This is a genomic window from Polyangium sp. 15x6 (assembly GCF_029960785.1).
Taxonomy (GTDB): domain Bacteria; phylum Myxococcota_A; class Polyangia; order Polyangiales; family Polyangiaceae; genus Polyangium.
On sequence record NZ_JASBQE010000015.1, the window covers coordinates 58,469 to 75,166 of the forward strand.

Annotated in this window: 10 protein-coding genes; 7 read left to right on the forward strand and 3 right to left on the reverse strand. The window is 71.0% G+C overall.

What is annotated here, in order from left to right; genetic code table 11:
* Positions 1 to 21 precede the first annotated feature (21 nt).
* Entirely contained in the window at positions 22 to 4,818 is a 4,797-nt protein-coding gene (locus QHF83_RS13580; protein ID WP_282418236.1) for a sigma 54-interacting transcriptional regulator, read from the reverse strand.
* Between the two features lie 138 nt (positions 4,819 to 4,956).
* Here QHF83_RS13580 and QHF83_RS13585 point away from each other — a divergent pair, with 138 nt between their 5' ends.
* Together QHF83_RS13585 and QHF83_RS13590 are read left to right on the forward strand one after the other, a co-directional pair.
* Entirely contained in the window at positions 4,957 to 5,661 is a 705-nt protein-coding gene (locus tag QHF83_RS13585) for a hypothetical protein (RefSeq protein ID WP_282418237.1), read from the forward strand.
* A gap of 35 nt (positions 5,662 to 5,696) precedes the next feature.
* The gene (locus QHF83_RS13590) at positions 5,697 to 6,173 is read left to right on the forward strand and encodes a Kazal-type serine protease inhibitor domain-containing protein (RefSeq protein WP_282418238.1); all 477 of its coding nucleotides are present in this window, start codon (positions 5,697 to 5,699) and stop codon (positions 6,171 to 6,173) included.
* A gap of 10 nt (positions 6,174 to 6,183) precedes the next feature.
* Here QHF83_RS13590 and QHF83_RS13595 read toward each other — a convergent pair whose 3' ends face one another.
* Both QHF83_RS13595 and QHF83_RS13600 read right to left on the reverse strand, forming a co-directional pair.
* Positions 6,184 to 7,569 (reverse strand): sigma-54 dependent transcriptional regulator, encoded by a 1,386-nt coding sequence (locus tag QHF83_RS13595; RefSeq protein ID WP_282418239.1) that lies wholly within the window; start codon positions 7,567 to 7,569, stop codon positions 6,184 to 6,186.
* Positions 7,566 to 9,059: a HAMP domain-containing sensor histidine kinase gene (locus tag QHF83_RS13600; protein ID WP_282418240.1), complete on the reverse strand. Its 1,494-nt coding sequence runs from the start codon at positions 9,057 to 9,059 to the stop codon at positions 7,566 to 7,568. The genes QHF83_RS13595 and QHF83_RS13600 overlap by 4 nt, the downstream gene beginning before the upstream one ends.
* A gap of 345 nt (positions 9,060 to 9,404) precedes the next feature.
* Here QHF83_RS13600 and QHF83_RS13605 point away from each other — a divergent pair, with 345 nt between their 5' ends.
* From QHF83_RS13605 to QHF83_RS13625, 5 genes are all read left to right on the forward strand, one after another.
* Positions 9,405 to 9,776, forward strand: a complete 372-nt coding sequence (locus tag QHF83_RS13605) for a hypothetical protein (RefSeq protein ID WP_282418241.1) — start codon at positions 9,405 to 9,407, stop codon at positions 9,774 to 9,776.
* 16 nt (positions 9,777 to 9,792) lie between these two features.
* Positions 9,793 to 11,235, forward strand: a complete 1,443-nt coding sequence (locus QHF83_RS13610) for a TolC family protein (RefSeq protein WP_282418242.1) — start codon at positions 9,793 to 9,795, stop codon at positions 11,233 to 11,235.
* Positions 11,236 to 11,253: 18 nt separating this feature from the next.
* The gene (locus tag QHF83_RS13615; RefSeq protein WP_282418243.1) at positions 11,254 to 12,561 is read left to right on the forward strand and encodes a copper oxidase; all 1,308 of its coding nucleotides are present in this window, start codon (positions 11,254 to 11,256) and stop codon (positions 12,559 to 12,561) included.
* Positions 12,562 to 12,627: 66 nt separating this feature from the next.
* Positions 12,628 to 14,976: a helicase-related protein gene (locus tag QHF83_RS13620; RefSeq protein ID WP_282418244.1), complete on the forward strand. Its 2,349-nt coding sequence runs from the start codon at positions 12,628 to 12,630 to the stop codon at positions 14,974 to 14,976.
* Positions 14,977 to 15,081: 105 nt separating this feature from the next.
* On the forward strand, positions 15,082 to 16,698 hold the full coding sequence (locus QHF83_RS13625) for a right-handed parallel beta-helix repeat-containing protein (protein ID WP_282418245.1): 1,617 nt from the start codon (positions 15,082 to 15,084) through the stop codon (positions 16,696 to 16,698).

The window sequence follows — 16,698 nt, forward strand, 5'->3', positions numbered from 1 at the left end:
CGTCCCCGCGCCCGGGAGGGTTCACCTCGGCCGCGCAATCCCATACCGTTCGAGCCGGCGATAAAAGGTCGCGCGTGGAATGGCGAGCGTTCGGGCCGCCTGCGCGGCATTCCAGCCATTCTCGGCGAGCGCGCGCAGGATGGCCTCGCGCTCGGCATCCCCGCGCGGCCGCTCGATGCGCCGCGACGGCAAGGGCCGCGCCTCCCGGAGGCCGAGGTCGCCGGGTCGGATCACCTCGCCCTCGGCAAGCACGATCGCCTTCATGAGCACGTTTTCGAGCTCGCGCACGTTGCCGGGCCAGGAATGGGCGAGCAGCACGCGCATCGACGACGGCGTGATGCGCGGAGCGGGCCTGCCGAGCTCACGGGCCGCGCGCGCGACGAGGTGCGCCGCGAGCTCCGGCAGGTCTTCGAGCCGGTCGCGGAGCGGGGGCAGCGTGACCTCCACGACGCCGACGCGGTAATAGAGATCCTCGCGAAAACGGCCGACGCGGACCTCGGTCCGGAGCGTCCGGTTCGTCGCGCACACGAGCCGGAAATCGACGGGGACCGTGGTGTCGCTGCCGAGCGGGCGCACCACGCGCTCCTGCAGGACGCGGAGCAATTTGGCCTGGACTTCGAGCGGCATTTCGCCGAGCTCGTCGAGGAAGAGCGTGCCGCCCGACGCCGCCACCATGAGGCCCCCGCGATCGCGATCCGCGCCGGTGAAGGCGCCTCGCTTGTGGCCGAAGAGCTCCGCTTCGAGGAGGCTCGCAGGCAATGCGGCGCAATTGATCCCCACGAAGGGGCCCGCCCGGCGCGGGCTCCCGTCGTGCACGGCCCGCGCGACGAGCTCCTTGCCGGTGCCGCTCTCGCCGAGGACGAGCACCGGGAGCGGCGATGCGACGACGCGATCGAGCGTCGCGAGCACGCGGCGCAGGGCGGGGCTCCGGCCGATGATGCCCCGATCGTCGTGGCGATGGTCGAGCGCCTCTTGCTTCGCGCGCACCTCGTCGCCGAGGCGTACGATCTCGGCGGCCTGGAGCCGCGCGAGCTCCTCCACTTTGCTGCGCTCGGCTTCGAGCTCCTCGGTGCGGCGCCGAAGGTCCTCGATGAGGCGCGCGCGCCGGAGGACCAGCGCGACGTGATCGGCGAACCCGAGGAGCAGGTCGATGTCGGCCTCGCGAAACCGCGCCTCGGTGAATCGATTGTCGAGGTAGAGCGCGCCGATCACGCCGTCGGGCGACCGGATCGGGACGGCAATGACGGACCGGAGGCGCATGGCGTGCACGGAGGCATTTTCACGGAAACGTTCGTCCTCGCGCGCGTCGGCAGTGCAGACGGCCTCTGCCGTTCGCATCGCCTGCTCGGCGATCGAGCGGCTGAATTTGAGGTGGCTCTTGCCGATCTGCTCGCGATCGACGTTCCGCGCGGCCGGCACGTAGAGCGCCCCGGAGCGCGGGTCTTCGAGCACGAGGAAGCCTCGTTCGGCGCCCGTGAGCTCGATGGCGGCGTCGAGCGCCATGACGAGGATGCCATTCGCCTCGTCGGTGCCATTGAGCTTCCGGTAGAGGTCGAGGAGGCGCGCGAGTTTTTCCGTGCGTCCCTGGGGCGCGCCTCGGGCGTGGAGCTCGGCAGGCGCCCGCGGGCGCCGTCGTGGATGGGCGAAAAACGCGCTCCGGAGCTCGGGCGCGAGGCCCGAGGCGGCTTCCTCCCAGAGCGCGTCCGCGCGGGCGCGCAGCGGTATGGCGCGCGCCCGTTCGCCGGAGGGGTCGAGCGCCGCGGCGAGCCGGCTCGCGCATACGGCAATGAGGTCCGGCTGCCCCGCGCGCTCGGCGAACGTGAGCGCTTCTTCGAGTCGCGAACGTTCGCCCGCGGGCGCGCCACGCAGCCGGTCGAGCTCCGCCCGCCCGAGCGCTTCCCGCGCCGCGACGTCGGGCGCCTCGCGCGCCTCGCCGGCCACCGCATCGAGCGCGCGCGCCGCGGCCGAGAGGTCCCCGGCCGCGAGGTCGATGTCGGCCCGTTCGAGCGCGACTTCGGCGGCCTCGCGCGCCATGCCGAGCCGATCGAACGCCCCGCGGGCCCGCTCGGCGGCGTCGCGCGCGAAGGCGAGGTCGCCGAGACCGAACGCGTTTTCCCCGACCGCCGACGCGGCCGCCGCGGCGATGGCCACGAGCCCGGCGGCCGTGGCGTCCGCCTCGGTTTTCGTCGCGGTGCGCAGGCCTCGCTCGAAGGCGCCGACGTCGGCCCATAACTTCGCGAGGTTCGAGGCGAACAAGAGGCCGACGTCTTGCTGCCCGAGCGCGCGGCTGACCCGCGCGCCGCGCTCGTAGGCCTCGAGCGCCTCGGCGAACCTGCCGATCTGGTGGCACGCGGTGCCGAGGTTCGAACACGTCCGCGCGATGGCGTCGCTCAGGCCGTGCTCCTCCGCGATCCAGAGCGCCTCGCGATGGCCGGCGAGGGCCGCGCGGACGTCGCCCGCGCGGTAGTCGTGAATGGCGCGATGGCTCCGCGCGCGGAGCAGGCGCCGCGGCGAGCGCTCGGTCGCGGCGGCCGAGAGCGAAAGATACTTCCGCGCCGCGCGGAGATCGCCGAGGTGGGTCGCGGCGACGACGAGATCCTCCACGAGGTCGGCGCGCACGTCGTCGTCTGGCAGCGCGGGCGCGGCTTCGAGCGCGGCCTCGGCGACCACGCGCGCCTCCGCGTGACGCCCGAGCCGCGTGAGCGCGCGTGCTTCGAGATCCGCGCGCCGCGCCCGGCCCACCTCGTCGAGAGGCTCGCGCGCGGCCTCCGCGAGGACCGTGAGCGCCCGCTGCGCCTCTCCCTGCTGCGCGAGGCAACTCGCGAGCGTGAGGAGCGCGCCGCCGCGCCGCGCCCCGTTCGCGAGGCGTGGGAGCCTTCGTTCGATCGCTTCTCTCGCGCGCGCTGGATTGCCGGCGAGCTCGATGACACGCACGGCGAGCAGCCACGCTTCGTCGTCGGCGTGCTCGGCGTCGACCACCGCCTCGGCCGCGCCCCGGAATGCGCGGGGTTGCCGGACCGCGTCGGCTCCGTGTTCGGCGAGCCGACGTGTCGCCTCGGTCGCCCGTCCCGCGAGCGCCCAGTGCCGCACGGCCTGCCCTGCCGCGTCCAGACGTTCTTCCAACGACGCCGCGGCATCCGCGCGACGCGCATCGAACGATCCCGCGATCGCCGCGTGCGCCGCGCGGATCGCCTCGTCGCTCAAGGCGAGCGTGGCCGCCTCGCGTCGCGTGATCCGCAGGGCATCGGCGTCCCGCCGCGCGAGGCCGCGGCCGACCAGCGCGGAGACTTCGGCTTCATCGACGCCGAGGCTCGACAGCAGGGGGAGACGCGCGCGGCCGGAGAGCGCGACGAGCAGCGAAAGCGCGCGCTCCTCGGCCGGCGGCAGGGCGCTCGTGACGGCGGCTCGGGGCCTCTTCGGGACGAGGCTCCCCTTCGTGATCGCACGATCGAGCTCTCCCTCCGCCGCGCTGCCGGCTTGCAGCTCCGCGACGACCTCGGCGATCGCCGCGGGGTGCCCGCCCGTCGTCGCGAAGAGCTCGGCCTCGACGCCGGAGAGGCCGACATCCAGCATCCACCGCTTCACCGCGTGCGCCGCGAGCGGCCCGAGCCCGATCACCGAGGCCCCCGCGGATTCGCCGAGGAACACGCCCTTCGCGTGGTCGATCTCGGTGACGACGAGGAGCACCGGATCGGAAGGATCGAGCGACCGCGCGAGGGCCGAGAGCGCCTCGCGGTCGTCGTCGGGCAGGAGGTGGACGTCGTCCACGAGCAGCGCCACCGGTGTGCCTCGACGAACCAGCCGATCCCGCGCCTCGAGCGCGGCGCGCAGGCTCCCTTCGGCCAGCGGCTCGGAGGCGGCGCGCGTGACGAGGGATGCGAACGGCCTTCGTGTCGTGGCGAGGGCTTCGACGGTCGCGACCCGCGTCTGCGCGATCCACTTGAGCTCGCGAAGCAGGCGGCTCCTCCCTGCCCCTTCCGGGCCGCGGACGATCGCCATCCGCGGCCCGGCCATCCCCGCTTCGAGACGATCGAGCAGCGCCACGAGAAGGCCGAGCTCCGCCTCCCGACCCACGAGCCGTGGCGCTTCCCGCGGCGGGACGTGTATCCACGACGCGTGCCCGCCGAGCGCCTCGATGACCTCCTCCGCGGACGCGGGACGCGCGGCGGGATCCGGATCGGCGAGCCGACGCGCGAGGCGCTCCACCAGAGGAGGCAGCCCGTGCCCGCGCGCGAGATCGAGCAGCGTGACGCCGACGGCGTAGAGATCGCTGCGCGCATCGGCGCGCTCTCCGCGTAACACCTCGGGCGCGATGAACCGCGGCGTCCCGCTCGGCGCCGCCACGCTCCCGAGCCGGCCCGCGCACGACAGATCGAGCAGCACGCCACGACCACGCTCGTCGACCATCACGTTGGCGGGCTTGAAATCCCCGTGCCGGAGCCCGAGGCGATGCAGGAACGCGAGCGCGGACAGGGCATCGACGAGCGGCCCGCGGAGCGCCTCGAACGAAGGCGCCGCCCGATCGAGCTCGCGCCCGGCGACGACCTCGGTTGCGAGGTAGTGCAGCGCCGCGTGTTCGCCGTCCCGCGGAAGAGACCCGAAATCGAGCACGCGGACGAGGTGCGGGTGGACGAGGCCCGCCAGGTAGCCGAGCTCCGCGCGCAGGGCCCATTCGTCCTCCGCGCGCCGTAGCACCTTCAGCGCGACGTCGGTCTCGAGGACGAGGTCTTTCGCGAGGAACGTCCGCGCGAGGCCGCCCTCGCCGAGCGTCGCGACGACCCGATAGCGGTGGGCGAGGATCTCTCCCGGGGCGACCAAGCCCGCGGAGTGTCTCACACGTGTCTCACATGTCGCAACGAGACACTTCCTGCGGGCGAATCACGCGTCCTGCCTCGTGAATTCGCGCGTCCTGCCCCCGGGTGTCGCCTTGGTACGCCCCCTGCTAACGGCCCGCGCATGCATTCCGGTCGCGTGCTTCTTCGTCTCCTCGCCGCGTCGCTCGCCCTGGGGGCGTGCATCGTGAGCCCCCAGCCGACGCCCCCCGAAGAACCCACGCTCCTCGCGGATCTCGTCTCGACGGGTGGGCCCATGGACATGGCCACCACAAAGCGCTTCGTGGGCGAGCCCGGCGCGGTCACGCCGCCGCGAGGCAACGTCGTGGTCACGAACCTGGACACGACCGACGCGCCGGGCGTGGCGACGGTCGCCGCGGACGGGAGCTTCGACATCACCGTCGACGGCACGGAAATGCACGAGTTCCGCGTCGAGATCGTGGGCCCGGACGGCCTCCGCTCCAAGCCCCTCGATCTCGTCCTGAATGCCGCCGGCAGCGCGTACGAGCCCGGTCCGCGGCCGCTTGCCGAGTGCCTCGTGCTCGACCCGGCGTTTTCCCTCTCGTTCGACGGCGCCGGCGACACCCGGAGCCTCGTCGTCCGCAACGATTGCCCGGACGAACTCTCGTTCCTCGCGCCTCGTCTGCGCCGCGGGCAAGCCGCATACGGGTTCGATCCGACGGCGCCGTTCGTCCTCGCGCCGGGCGGCGCGCAGACGATCACGGTCGACGTCGGATCGCAGGCGAACGAGCAGGTCGACGTCTTGTTCGTCGAGACGACCGGCGCCGTCCGGGATCGCCGCCCAATGACTCTCTTCGTAACCCCCTGACAAACCATCGATTCACCAGAAAGAAGGAGAACACCATGTTCCAATCGAATACGTTCGCGCTCCTCACGCTCGCTCTCGTTGCACTGCCTGCCTGCGGGAGCACCGTCGACTCGGGCGGCGATGAGCAAACCGGCTACACGAAGGACGAGGCCCGCGCGATGAACGGCGTCACCGAGGACGGCAAGGACGTGTGCGCCCTCGAAAGCTGGTACGACGACGGCACGTGCGACGACTTCTGTCCGGCGAGCGACGGCGATTGTGTGGTGGGCGGCGGCGGCGAGCTGTGCAGCGAGGAAGCCGGCATGCCGTGCGGAGAGGGCTACTTCTGCGATGTTCCGATCGACACGATGTGCGGGGCGATCATCGATCAGGCCGGGACCTGCAAGCCCAAGCCCGAAGCGTGCGACCAGAACTACGACCCGGTCTGCGGATGCGACGGCCAGACGCACGCGAACGCGTGCACCGCAAACATGGCCGGGACGGCCGTCGCGACGGCGGGGGCCTGCCCCTGATCACGCAGGGTCATTTGCGGAACTCGTCCGCCGAGAGCCCCGCGCGCCGGAGCAGCCGGTAAAAGCTCTCCCGCTCGATCCCCGCGTGCTCCGCCGCGGCCGTCACGTCCCCGAAAAACCTCTTCAACACCGCCTCCAGGTATCGGCGGCTCGCCTCGGCGCGCGACGCATCGACGGCCTCGCGATACGTGAGCTTCGCGAGCTCGGTGTCACGCGCGCCCGTGGCCGCCGCCGCGTTGGCTCCCTGGATTTCCGGCGGCAAGGAGCCGAGCGTGATCTCGCGCGTCGTCTCGATGATCGCGGCCCGCTCGACCGCGCTCCGGAGCTCCCGCACGTTGCCCGGCCAGCGATAAGCGCTGAGCGCATCCATCGCCGCCTCGGAAAACCGCGTCGCGCTCGATCCCGCGTGCGGCGCTCGTTCCGCGAGGAACCTCTGCGCGAGCAAGGGAATGTCCTCCGCACGCTCGCGCAGCGGCGGAAGCTCGAGCACGCACACGTTGAGGCGGAACCACAGATCCTCGCGGAACGATCCGGCTTTCACCATCCCGCGGACGTCGCGGTGTGTCGCGGCGATCACCCGGACGTCCACCTTCCGCTCGCGCGGCTCGCCGATGCGGCGAACGGAGCGCTCCTCGAGCACGCGCGTGAGCTTCGCCTGGATCGTCGGGCGGAGCTCGCCGATTTCGTCGAGGAACAGCGTGCTTTCGTGCGCCTCCTCGAAGAGGCCGGCGCGGTCGGAGGTCGCCCCCGTGAAGGAGCCGCGCGCGTGGCCGAAGAGCTCGCTCTCGATCAAGGACCGCGGAATGGCGGCGCAGTTGACGGCGACCAGGCGCGAGGGCGCACGCGAGGAGCGCTCGTGAATCGCGCGGGCCACGAGCTCCTTGCCGGTCCCCGTCTCGCCGAGGATCAAGACCGTCGCGTCCGTGGGCGCGACGCGCTCGATGAGCTGATAGACCCTTCGCATCGCGGGCGAACGACCGATCATCCCGCCAAACCCGTCCACGTCCCGCGGCTCGTGGCTCTCGTGGAGCACCGCCGCCTGCGCGAGCGCGCGCTCGACGAGGGCCTTGAGCGCGTCGGTCTCGAAGGGCTTCGTGACGTAATCGTACGCCCCTTCGCGCATGGCCTGCACCGCCGTCGGGACCGTCGCATACGCCGTCATCAAAATGAACGGCACCCCCGGCCAGCGCGCGCGCACCGCGCGGAGCACCTCGAGCCCGTCGCCGTCGCTCATGCGCAGGTCACAGAGGACCACGGTGATCGGCTCTCGCTCCAGCGCCTCCAGCGCCGATCGCACGCCCCGCGCGGTGACGACGCGCCCGAGCTTGCCGAGCACCTTGGCGAGCATGGCCGTCATGTTCGGTTTGTCGTCGACCACCAGGATCGTCGGCTTCACGCGGCTTCTTCCTTTCCGGCGTCCACGACCACGCCCGGCAAATCCACGACGAACCGCGCGCCCCCGCCGGCCCGCGCCTCGGCCCGGATGCGCCCGCCATGCGCGGTGACGAGGCCATAACAGACCGCGAGGCCGAGGCCCGTTCCATCCCGCCGTGTCGTGAAGAACGGCTCGAAGACGTGGTCGATCACGTCGTGCGACAACCCCTCGCCGCGATCGAGCACCTCGAAACGATACCCGTCCCCCTCGCGCCGCCCCTCGACGAGGACCGGCTCGGCGCTCGACGTCGCCTCGCGCGCATTCGAGACGAGGTTCACGATCACCTGACGGATCCGCAAGGAATCGACCAGGACCATCGCTGGCTCCGCGTCCACCACGACGGCCGGCGCGCCCGGTGAAGTGGATCTTCGCGAGGGCACGCCTTCAGCGCGATCCGCCGCGTCGCGGAGCAGTTCGGCCGCGTCCACGGGGCGCGGCACGAGCGCGGGCGTACGCGCGTACACGAGCAGCTCCTCCGCGATGCGCTGGCAAAGCGCCGCCTCCTCGTCGAGGATCCGGAGCTCGTCGCGCATCGCATCGTTCTCCACCTCCTCGCGCATCGTGCTCAGGTATCCCCGGATGACGGTGACGGGATTGTTGATCTCGTGCGCCACGCCCGCTGCGACCCGCCCGATCGCCGCCAAACGCTCGGCGGCCACGAGATCCGCCTCCGCGCGCTTCAGCGTGTCGAGCATGCGATTGAACGCGTCCGCCACGACCGCGAGCTCGACCGCGGGGACGGGCTCGACGCGCGCCGTCCGATCCCCCTCGGCCACGCGCCGCGCGACGCGCTCAAGCGACCCGAGCGGCGTGGCGAACGACCGCCACAGGTTCCGCCCCGCGAGCAGCGCCACCGCGGCCGCGAGCAGGCCCGTGCCCACGGCGATCAGAAGCGCGAGCCGCACGGCGCTCGCGGACTCGCCTTCGGCTTTCATCGCCTCACCGTCGAAGTAGCCGGCGATCGCGTCGGCGTGCTCCGTCATCCTGTCGACGAGGGCGTTCGCCCGCTCGTGCGAGCGATGCACCTCCGCCCAGTCTTTCCGATCGATCGCCGGCAGGATCTCCTCCGTGAAGACGCAGCTCAAGTCGCAGCTCGCGTCGGCGATCGCGTCGAGGCGCAGGGCGCCCGCGTCGTCGACCATCGGCCGGAGCGCGCGGAGCTCGTCGTTCAACTTGTCGACCCACTTGTCGTGGTGCGCGACGTGGGAAGGGTCGCGCAGGATGATCGTGTGCGCCTCGTGGATGTATTGCTCGCGCGCCACCACGCTGAGCAGCGCCGCGCGGCGCGAGGCCACTTCCAGGTCGTGCGCCTTCAAGATGGCTCGACGCGACGCGAGCGCCGAGACCACGGCGCTCGCGCCGCTCGCGAGCACGAGGGCCACGAGGAGGCTCACGGTCAGGAGCAGACGGCCGCGGAGGCGATACGCCTGCGGCGACGACGACACCGCCATGCCACGCCTTTAGCAATGCGCATGACCCGAAGCCAGCGCGGCGCGAGGGCGCTCGTATCCGCGGAGGTCACGTGTTGTAACCGGTTCGGTCACTCCCTCCTCCCCTGGCCACGTGATGCTCCGGGAAACCCGAGGGGTCCGCCCTGGCACGAAGCGTGCTGCGCCGCCGCTGCGGCTTGGCGACGAAAGACCCTGCGGACGACTGTAATCAGCGGCTCCCCCTTGCGTCGGCAAGGCGAGGGTTGCGCAGACGCGGATGCCGCGCGATGAACCGGAGCCGCCTGCCCGAATCCACCCCCTCCCCCGATCGTGATGCCGAATTCAGAAGGAACTTGGAGTCCACGCATGAAGACCACGCTGGGCCTGCTCGCCCTGCTCTTCGCATCCGCCTGCAGCGGGCCGGAGGTCCCTTCGGCCTTCCAGCCGGATTCTCCCGCATCACCCGCGGCGTCCCCGGCGCCTCGTCCGCCCGTCGCGGCGGTGCTCGCGGCCTCGGACCCGCGGGACGCCAGCGTCTGCGTGCCCGAGAAGCCTTGCGTCCTTCCCGACTCCGAGGACGAGGGCGGCTCCGGGCATCAACACGGCGGCCACGATCACGGAAATCACGGCGGCCACGATCACGGAAATCACGGCGGCCACGATCACGGAAATCACGGCGGAAAAACCCCCGCGCCGCCCCCCACGGGCCACGAAGGCCATCGCGGCCACCACCATTGACCGGATGGAACCTGCCATGACGACGAGGTCTCTCTTTTCGTTCAGCGCGCTTCTGCTCGCCTTGGGCCTGTCCGCCGGCTGCGCGAGCGGGACGCTCCCCCAGCACGTCGGCGAAGTGAACGACATCTTCGCGGCGCGGAACCGGCCTGATCTCGCCGTGTCCGTGCCCGGGGAGGACGAAGACTGGGAGAAAATCGCGGCGGAGGTGCCGAAGCTTTTGTCGAAGCCGCTCGACGCCAACGGGGCCGTGCGCATCGCGCTCGCGCAGAACCGCGAATTGCGCGCGGCCTTTTACGAGATCGGCATCGCCCGCGGTCGGTTCGTCCAGGCGGGCCTGCCGCCGAACCCCGAGATCGATATCGGCGTCCGGCGCCCGAACGATCCGGCGCAGCCGCTCCAGCTCGACATCGGGATCGAATACAACCTCACCGGGCTCCTCATGCTCCCGCTGCGCAAGGGCGTCGCCGAGGCCGAGCTCGCGGCGGAGCGGCTCCGCGTCGCGGGGCAGGTGCTCGACATGGCCTACGCCACGCGGACGGCGTTTTACACGGTCCAGGCGCGGCAGCAGGAGCTCGACCTCCGCGTCCGCGCGCTGAAAGCGTTCCAGGCCGGCTTTTCCGCGGCCGAGGAGCTCCACCGGGTCGGCAATCTCCCCGAGATGGATCTCGCCACCCAGCGGGCGGCCGTGGAGTCGGCGCGCGTCGACGTCGCGGAGGCGGAAAACCGCCTGCTCGACGCCCGCGAGAACCTGAACGTCGCGCTGGGTTTGTCCGGCGAGCAGACTGGCTGGACCGTCGATCCGAAGCTCCCGGATCCGCCGGCCGAGCCTCTCCCGGTCGAGCGGCTCGAGCAGCGCGCCGTCGCGTCGAGCTTCGAGCTCCAGGAGCTCGAGGCGCGCATGCGTGTCGCCTCGAAGCGCGCCGGGCTCGCGCAGACCGAGGGCACCGTCCCCCACATCTCCGGCGGGTTCCACGGCGAGCGGGATGAGCTTGCGTGGGAGATCGGCGGCCACGTCACGGTGGGTTTGCCCATCTTCGATCGCAACCAGGGCACGGTGCTGAGCGCGCGCTCGGAGTTCGGCGCGCAGCGCGAGCGGTATCTCGCGACCGCCACGTCGCTCCGCGCGACGGCGCGCTCCGCGCTGAACCGCGTCGAATCCGCGGGCCGGCGCGCGCGCCATTACCGCGAAGTCGTCCTGCCGGCGCGCGAAAAAGCCCTCGCGGAGACGCTGCTCCAGTACAACGCCATGCAGGTCAGCGTCTTTCAGGTCCTCGAGAGCCAGCGCCAGGTCACGCAATCGGCCCTCGCCTACGTCGAGACGCTGCTCGATTACTGGAATGCGCGCGCGGCCCTCGATCAAATCCTCGCCGGCCGCCACCGCGGCCTCGCGCTCGGCCCCGCCGGCGCCTCGCGAACGAACCTCCCCTCCGGAAGCGACGGCGCCGCCGCCGAACACTGATTGCAAGGAAGAGATACCATGGATCGCCGCAAATTCGTCCAGTTCGGGGTCGCCGCCGGTGGAGCCTTGCTCGCCTCGCAATCGTTTGGGCAGGCCAAACCCGGCGCCGCGCCTCCTCGTCCCGCGCCGAAGCGCGCCGCCTTCCCCGGCGGACAGGTCGCCGTCACCACACCGAACGGCGTGACCTTGCCCCTCAAGGAAAAGGACGGCGTGAAGATCGGCCACCTCGTCGCCATGCCCGTCAAGCACACGTTCGCGCCGGGGCTCGAGGGCGATTGCTGGGGCTACAACGGCCGGACGATCGGGCCCACGATCGAGGTCGTCGAGGGCGATCGGGTACGGTTTTACGTGACGAACAAGCTCCCCGAGCCGACCACGGTGCACTGGCACGGCGTGATCTTGCCGAACGGGATGGACGGCGTGTCGGGCTTGAACCAGCGCCCGATCAAGCCCGGGGAGACGTTCGTGTACGAGTTCACGTTCCGGCACGCCGGGACGTACATGTATCACCCCCATTACGACGAGATGACCCAGATGGCGCTCGGCATGATGGGGATGATCGTGGTGCACCCGAAGCGGCCGAAGGGTCCGCCGGTCGATCGCGATTTCGTGCTCATGACGCACGAGTGGAAGATCACGCCGGGCTCGCGCCGGCCGGATCCGAACGAGATGACCGATTTCAACGTGCTCACGTTCAATTCGAAGGCCTTCCCCGGGACCGAGCCGCTCCTCGTGGGCCGCGGCGAGCGCGTGCGGATCCGGTTCGGCAATCTCTCGGCGATGGATCACCACCCGATCCATTTCCACGGCCTGACCTTCGAGACCACGTGGACCGACGGCGGCGAGATCCCGGCGGTCGCGCGTCATCCGGAGACGACCGTGCTCGTGCCCGTCGGCAGCACGCGCGTCATCGAGTTCGTCCCCGACGAGCTCGGCGACTGGGCCTTCCATTGCCACATGACCCACCACGTGATGAACCAGATGGGCCACGGGATGCCGGTCATGGTCGGGGCCGACGCGCGGAAAATCGACCCCAAGGTGCAGAGCCTGCTCCCCGGTTACATGACGATGGGACAAACCGGCATGGGCGAGATGGCCGAGATGGGCATGCCCGTGCCGAAAAACTCGATCCCGATGGGCGGCGGGCCCGGTCCCTTCTCGTCGATCGACATGGGCGGCATGTTCACGATCCTGAAGGTCCGCGACAATCCCGAGACGGCCGATCCGAAAGGCTGGTACCAGCACCCCAAGGGGACCGTGGCCGATCGCGTGGACGATGCGCAGTTGAAGGCGGATGGGATCGATCCGGATGTGAAGTTCGGCTGACCGCGCGAAGCCGCTCCCGTCCCCTCGCGTGCGCCTCCCGCCGTCCGCGCTACGCTCGCCCCCGCGATGATTGGCTCTGCGGTCACGGCCGTGCTCGGCCCGACGAACACCGGCAAGACGCACCGGGCCGTCGAGCGCATGCTGGAGCACGAGTCCGGGATGATTGGCCTGCCGCTCCGGCTGCTCGCGCGCGAGGTCTACGACCGCATCACGGCGCGCCTCGGGGAGCAGCGCGTCGCGCTCGTGACGGGCGAGGAGAAACGTATCCCGCGCCGGCCGCAATACTGGGTCTGCACGGTCGAGGCGATGCCGCGGAACCTCGAGGTCGAGTTCGTCGCGGTCGACGAGATCCAGCTCGCCTCGCACCCGCAGCGCGGGCACGTGTTCACCGAGCGCCTCCTCGATGCCCGCGGCACGAAGGAGACCTGGTTCATGGGGGCCGCGTCGATGCAGCCGATCATCGCCGAGCTCCTGCCCGCGGCGCGGATCCAGTCGTTCCCGCGCCTCAGCCGGCTCGCCTTCGCCGGGGCCGAGAAGCTCGCGCGGCTGCCGCAAAGGAGCGCGATCGTCGCGTTTTCCATGCAGGAGGTCTACGAGGTCGCCGAGCGGCTGCGGGCCACGCGCGGGGGCGCGGCCGTGGTGCTCGGGGCGCTCTCGCCGCGCACGCGTAATGCGCAGGTCGCGATGTTCCAGTCGGGCGAGGTCGAGTACATCGTCGCGACCGACGCCATCGGGATGGGGCTGAACCTCGACGTGAAGCACGTGGCGTTCGCGGCGCTGCGCAAGTTCGACGGCCGCGACGTGCGGGACCTCGAAGCCGCGGAGATCGGGCAGATCGCCGGGCGCGCGGGGCGCTACACGAGTGATGGGTCGTTCGGCACGCTCGCGCCGCTCACGCTGCCGCAGGGCCTCGCGAACGCCGTGGAGGCGCACAGGTTCCCCGCGGTCCGGCGGCTCATGTGGCGGAACGCGGATCTCGATACGAGCTCGATCGACGGCCTGCTCGCCTCGCTCAGGCGCTCTCCGGGGCGGCGATCGCTCGTGCTGCAGGAGAGCGCCGAGGACGCGGCGGCGCTCGCGCGGCTGGCCCAGGATCCGGCGATCCGGGCGCGGGCGCAGGGCCCCGAGGCGGTGGAGCTGCTCTGGGAGGTTTGTCGGATCCCCGATTATCGCAAGCTGCTCTTCGAATCCCACGTCGCGCTGCTCGCGGAAATTTTCGCCCACCTCGCCGGGCCGCGGGCATGGATCGACGAGGCGTGGATGGACGAGCGCGTGCGGGAGATCGATGATCCGGCCGGGGACATCGATACGCTCATTGCGCGGATCTCGGCCATCCGGACGTGGACGTACGTGTCGCATCAAGGCCGCTGGGTGAAGGATCCGGCGGCGTGGCAGGAGCGGACGTCGGCGATCGAGGATCGGCTGAGCGACGCGCTGCACGAGCGGCTGGTGCAGCGGTTCGTCGAGAAGAGCGGCGGCGGGAACAAGGCGCGGGCGGCACAGGGCCCCACGCGAAAACCGGCGCCGACGCGGGCGGAGCTTCGCGCGATGGACAAGGCGAATCCATTCGGCAAGCTCGCGGCGCTCAAGGCGCCGCAGGCGCGCGAGGCGGGCGGGGCTTCGACCGACGAGGCGCGCTGGGTGGAGTCCGTCGTCGCGGCGCGGCACGCGGCGATCGGCGTCGATGAATCGGGGCGGGTCACGTTCGAGGACGGGCGCGAGCTCGGGCGGCTCGTGCGGGGATCGAGCCTGCTCCTGCCGGACGTGAAGCTCGCGGCCCTGCTGGAGCTCGGCGCGGGGGCGCGGGCGCGGATCACGCGGCGGCTCGTGGCGTTCGCGCGCGACCTCGTGGAGGAGCTCTGCGCACCCTTGCGAGCGCACGCGCCGCGCGGGCTCGGGGCCGCGGCGCGCGGGATCCTTTATCAGCTCGAACAGGGGCTCGGGACGGCGAGGGCCGAGGACGCGGCCGCGCAGATCGCCGAGCTCGCGCCGGAGGACCGGGACAAACTCGCCGCGGCGGGCATCGTGGTGGGCGCGCGGGTGCTCTACGTACCGGCGATGCTCAAGGGGCCAGCACTTTCGCGGCGGAGCGCGCTCGTGGCGGCGTTCGCGGGGGCGAAGGCGCCGCGAGCGCCGGGGCCGAGCGTGGTGTCGATGCCGATCACGCGGATCGCGGAGATGTCGCTCCACACGGCGGTGGGATATCCGGTCTTCGGGCCTCGCGCGGTGCGCGCGGACGTGGTCGAGAAGGTATTCGCGGCGATCGAGGAGGACGGCGGCCTGCCTCCGGCGGGAAAGCTCGCGGGATGGCTCGGGTGTCCGGCGAAAGAAGCGGCGAAGGTCGGCGCGGCGATCCTGGGCGAGGCGCGGAGCGAGGCGGCGGCCCCGGAACCAGCGAGCGCGGCGAAAGCGTAAGATTTGCTCGGAAACGTGCGTTGGATCCGCGAGCCGCCTTGTGGCGCGGGGCGTCGACATTTATAGTCAGGTGCCTACTTTTTTTCCTTAGCGGAGGTCCGTCTCATGCGTGACGCGTGGATGCGTGCGGGTTTGCTTTTGTGCGGCGTCGTGGGGATGACCGCGGGATGCTTCCAGGTCCCGGCGGAGTCGAACGCGCCCGATGACAGGAACGAGTCCAGCGGCACCCCGGGCGCGGGCGGCAACGGCGGCGAAGGAGGCGACGACGGAGGCTTCGGCTCCGGCGGGGAGGGCGGCTCGCAGGGCGGCAACGACGACTGCGCGATCGGGCAATACCCCACGCTCGACGGGATCCCCGCGAGCGCCACGGTCCGGTACGTGTCGACGATCTGCACCGCGAAGCCCGGCGAGGGAGACGGCACGCGGGACAAACCCTTCGGGAGCCTGCAGGAGGCGGTGAAGGAGAGCGCGCCGGGCGACTATCTCGTGCTGATGAACAAGTCGATCTTCCTCGAAAACGTGGTGATCGACAAGCCGCTGACCGTCCTCGGCGCCGATCCCGAGACGCCCGCCGAGGAGGCCTCGATCATCGTGCAGGCGCCCGCACCGAACGCGATCATCGTGCAATCGAAGGACGTGACGCTGCGCGGGATCATCGTGCAGAACCCCCAGGGGGCCGGGATCTGGGTGCAAGGCGGCGCCGCGACGATCGACGGGTCGAAGGTGACGAAGGCCGAGAAGAGCGGCGGAAGCGAGCTCGAGCGGGGCAACGGGATCCTCGCGACCGACGACGCGAGCATCATCGTGCAGCGCACGATCATCGTGCAATCGGACAACACGGGCGTGCTCGTGCAGGGCGCGCGCGGCACGATCACGGGCAGCACGATCTCGCAGAACAAGGGCGTCGCCGGGATCTGGGTGCAGCGATCGAGCGGGTTCGTGACGCTCTCGGGCAACATGATCGCGGCGAACGCGGGGACCGGCATCTCGGTCCTGAGCTCGCGGGCGATCATCGTGCAAAACACGGTCGGCCAGACTGCCGTCGGCGGCAGCGGCGACGATCGCGCCGACGGGATCGTCGTGGCCGAGCATTTCGTGAATGGCGTGTCGGAGGGCTTCGCCGAGGCTTCGCTGCAAGGCAACGAGATCAGCGGCAATGCGCGGCTCGGCGTGCTGTTCTCGGGCGACGCGCGGGGCATCATCGTGCAGAACACGGTGAAGGGCAACGGCGCCGCGGACACGGCGAAGCGCGGCGCGGGCATCTGGGTGCAATCGGGCGCCGGCGCGCTCGCGCCGATCACGATCGAGCAGAACGTCGCCTCGGGCAATGGCTTCGCGAACATCGGCGTGGGCGGCAATTCCCGGGCGATCATCGTGCAGAATCCGTCGATCGGGAGCGCGATCGCAAAACCCTGGACGGCGAACGGCGTGACGGCGAACGCGGGCGAGGGCATCGTGGTGTTCGGCGGCGGTCACGCGTCGATCAAGAACAACGTGCTCGCGGCGAACGGGCGCTCGGCCGTCTTGCTCGAAGGCCCGGCGAGCGGCACGACGGTCCAGGGGAACACCATTTCGGGCAGCGAATACGCGATCATCGTGCAAAGCGTGGCCGAGCTGCCCTTCCTCGAAATGAACACCCTCCTCGACAACGGGAAGATCGACATCGTCGCGGCCGGAGAGGCCGGTCACCCCGTGCCCCACGAAACCTTCGATACGCCGTGA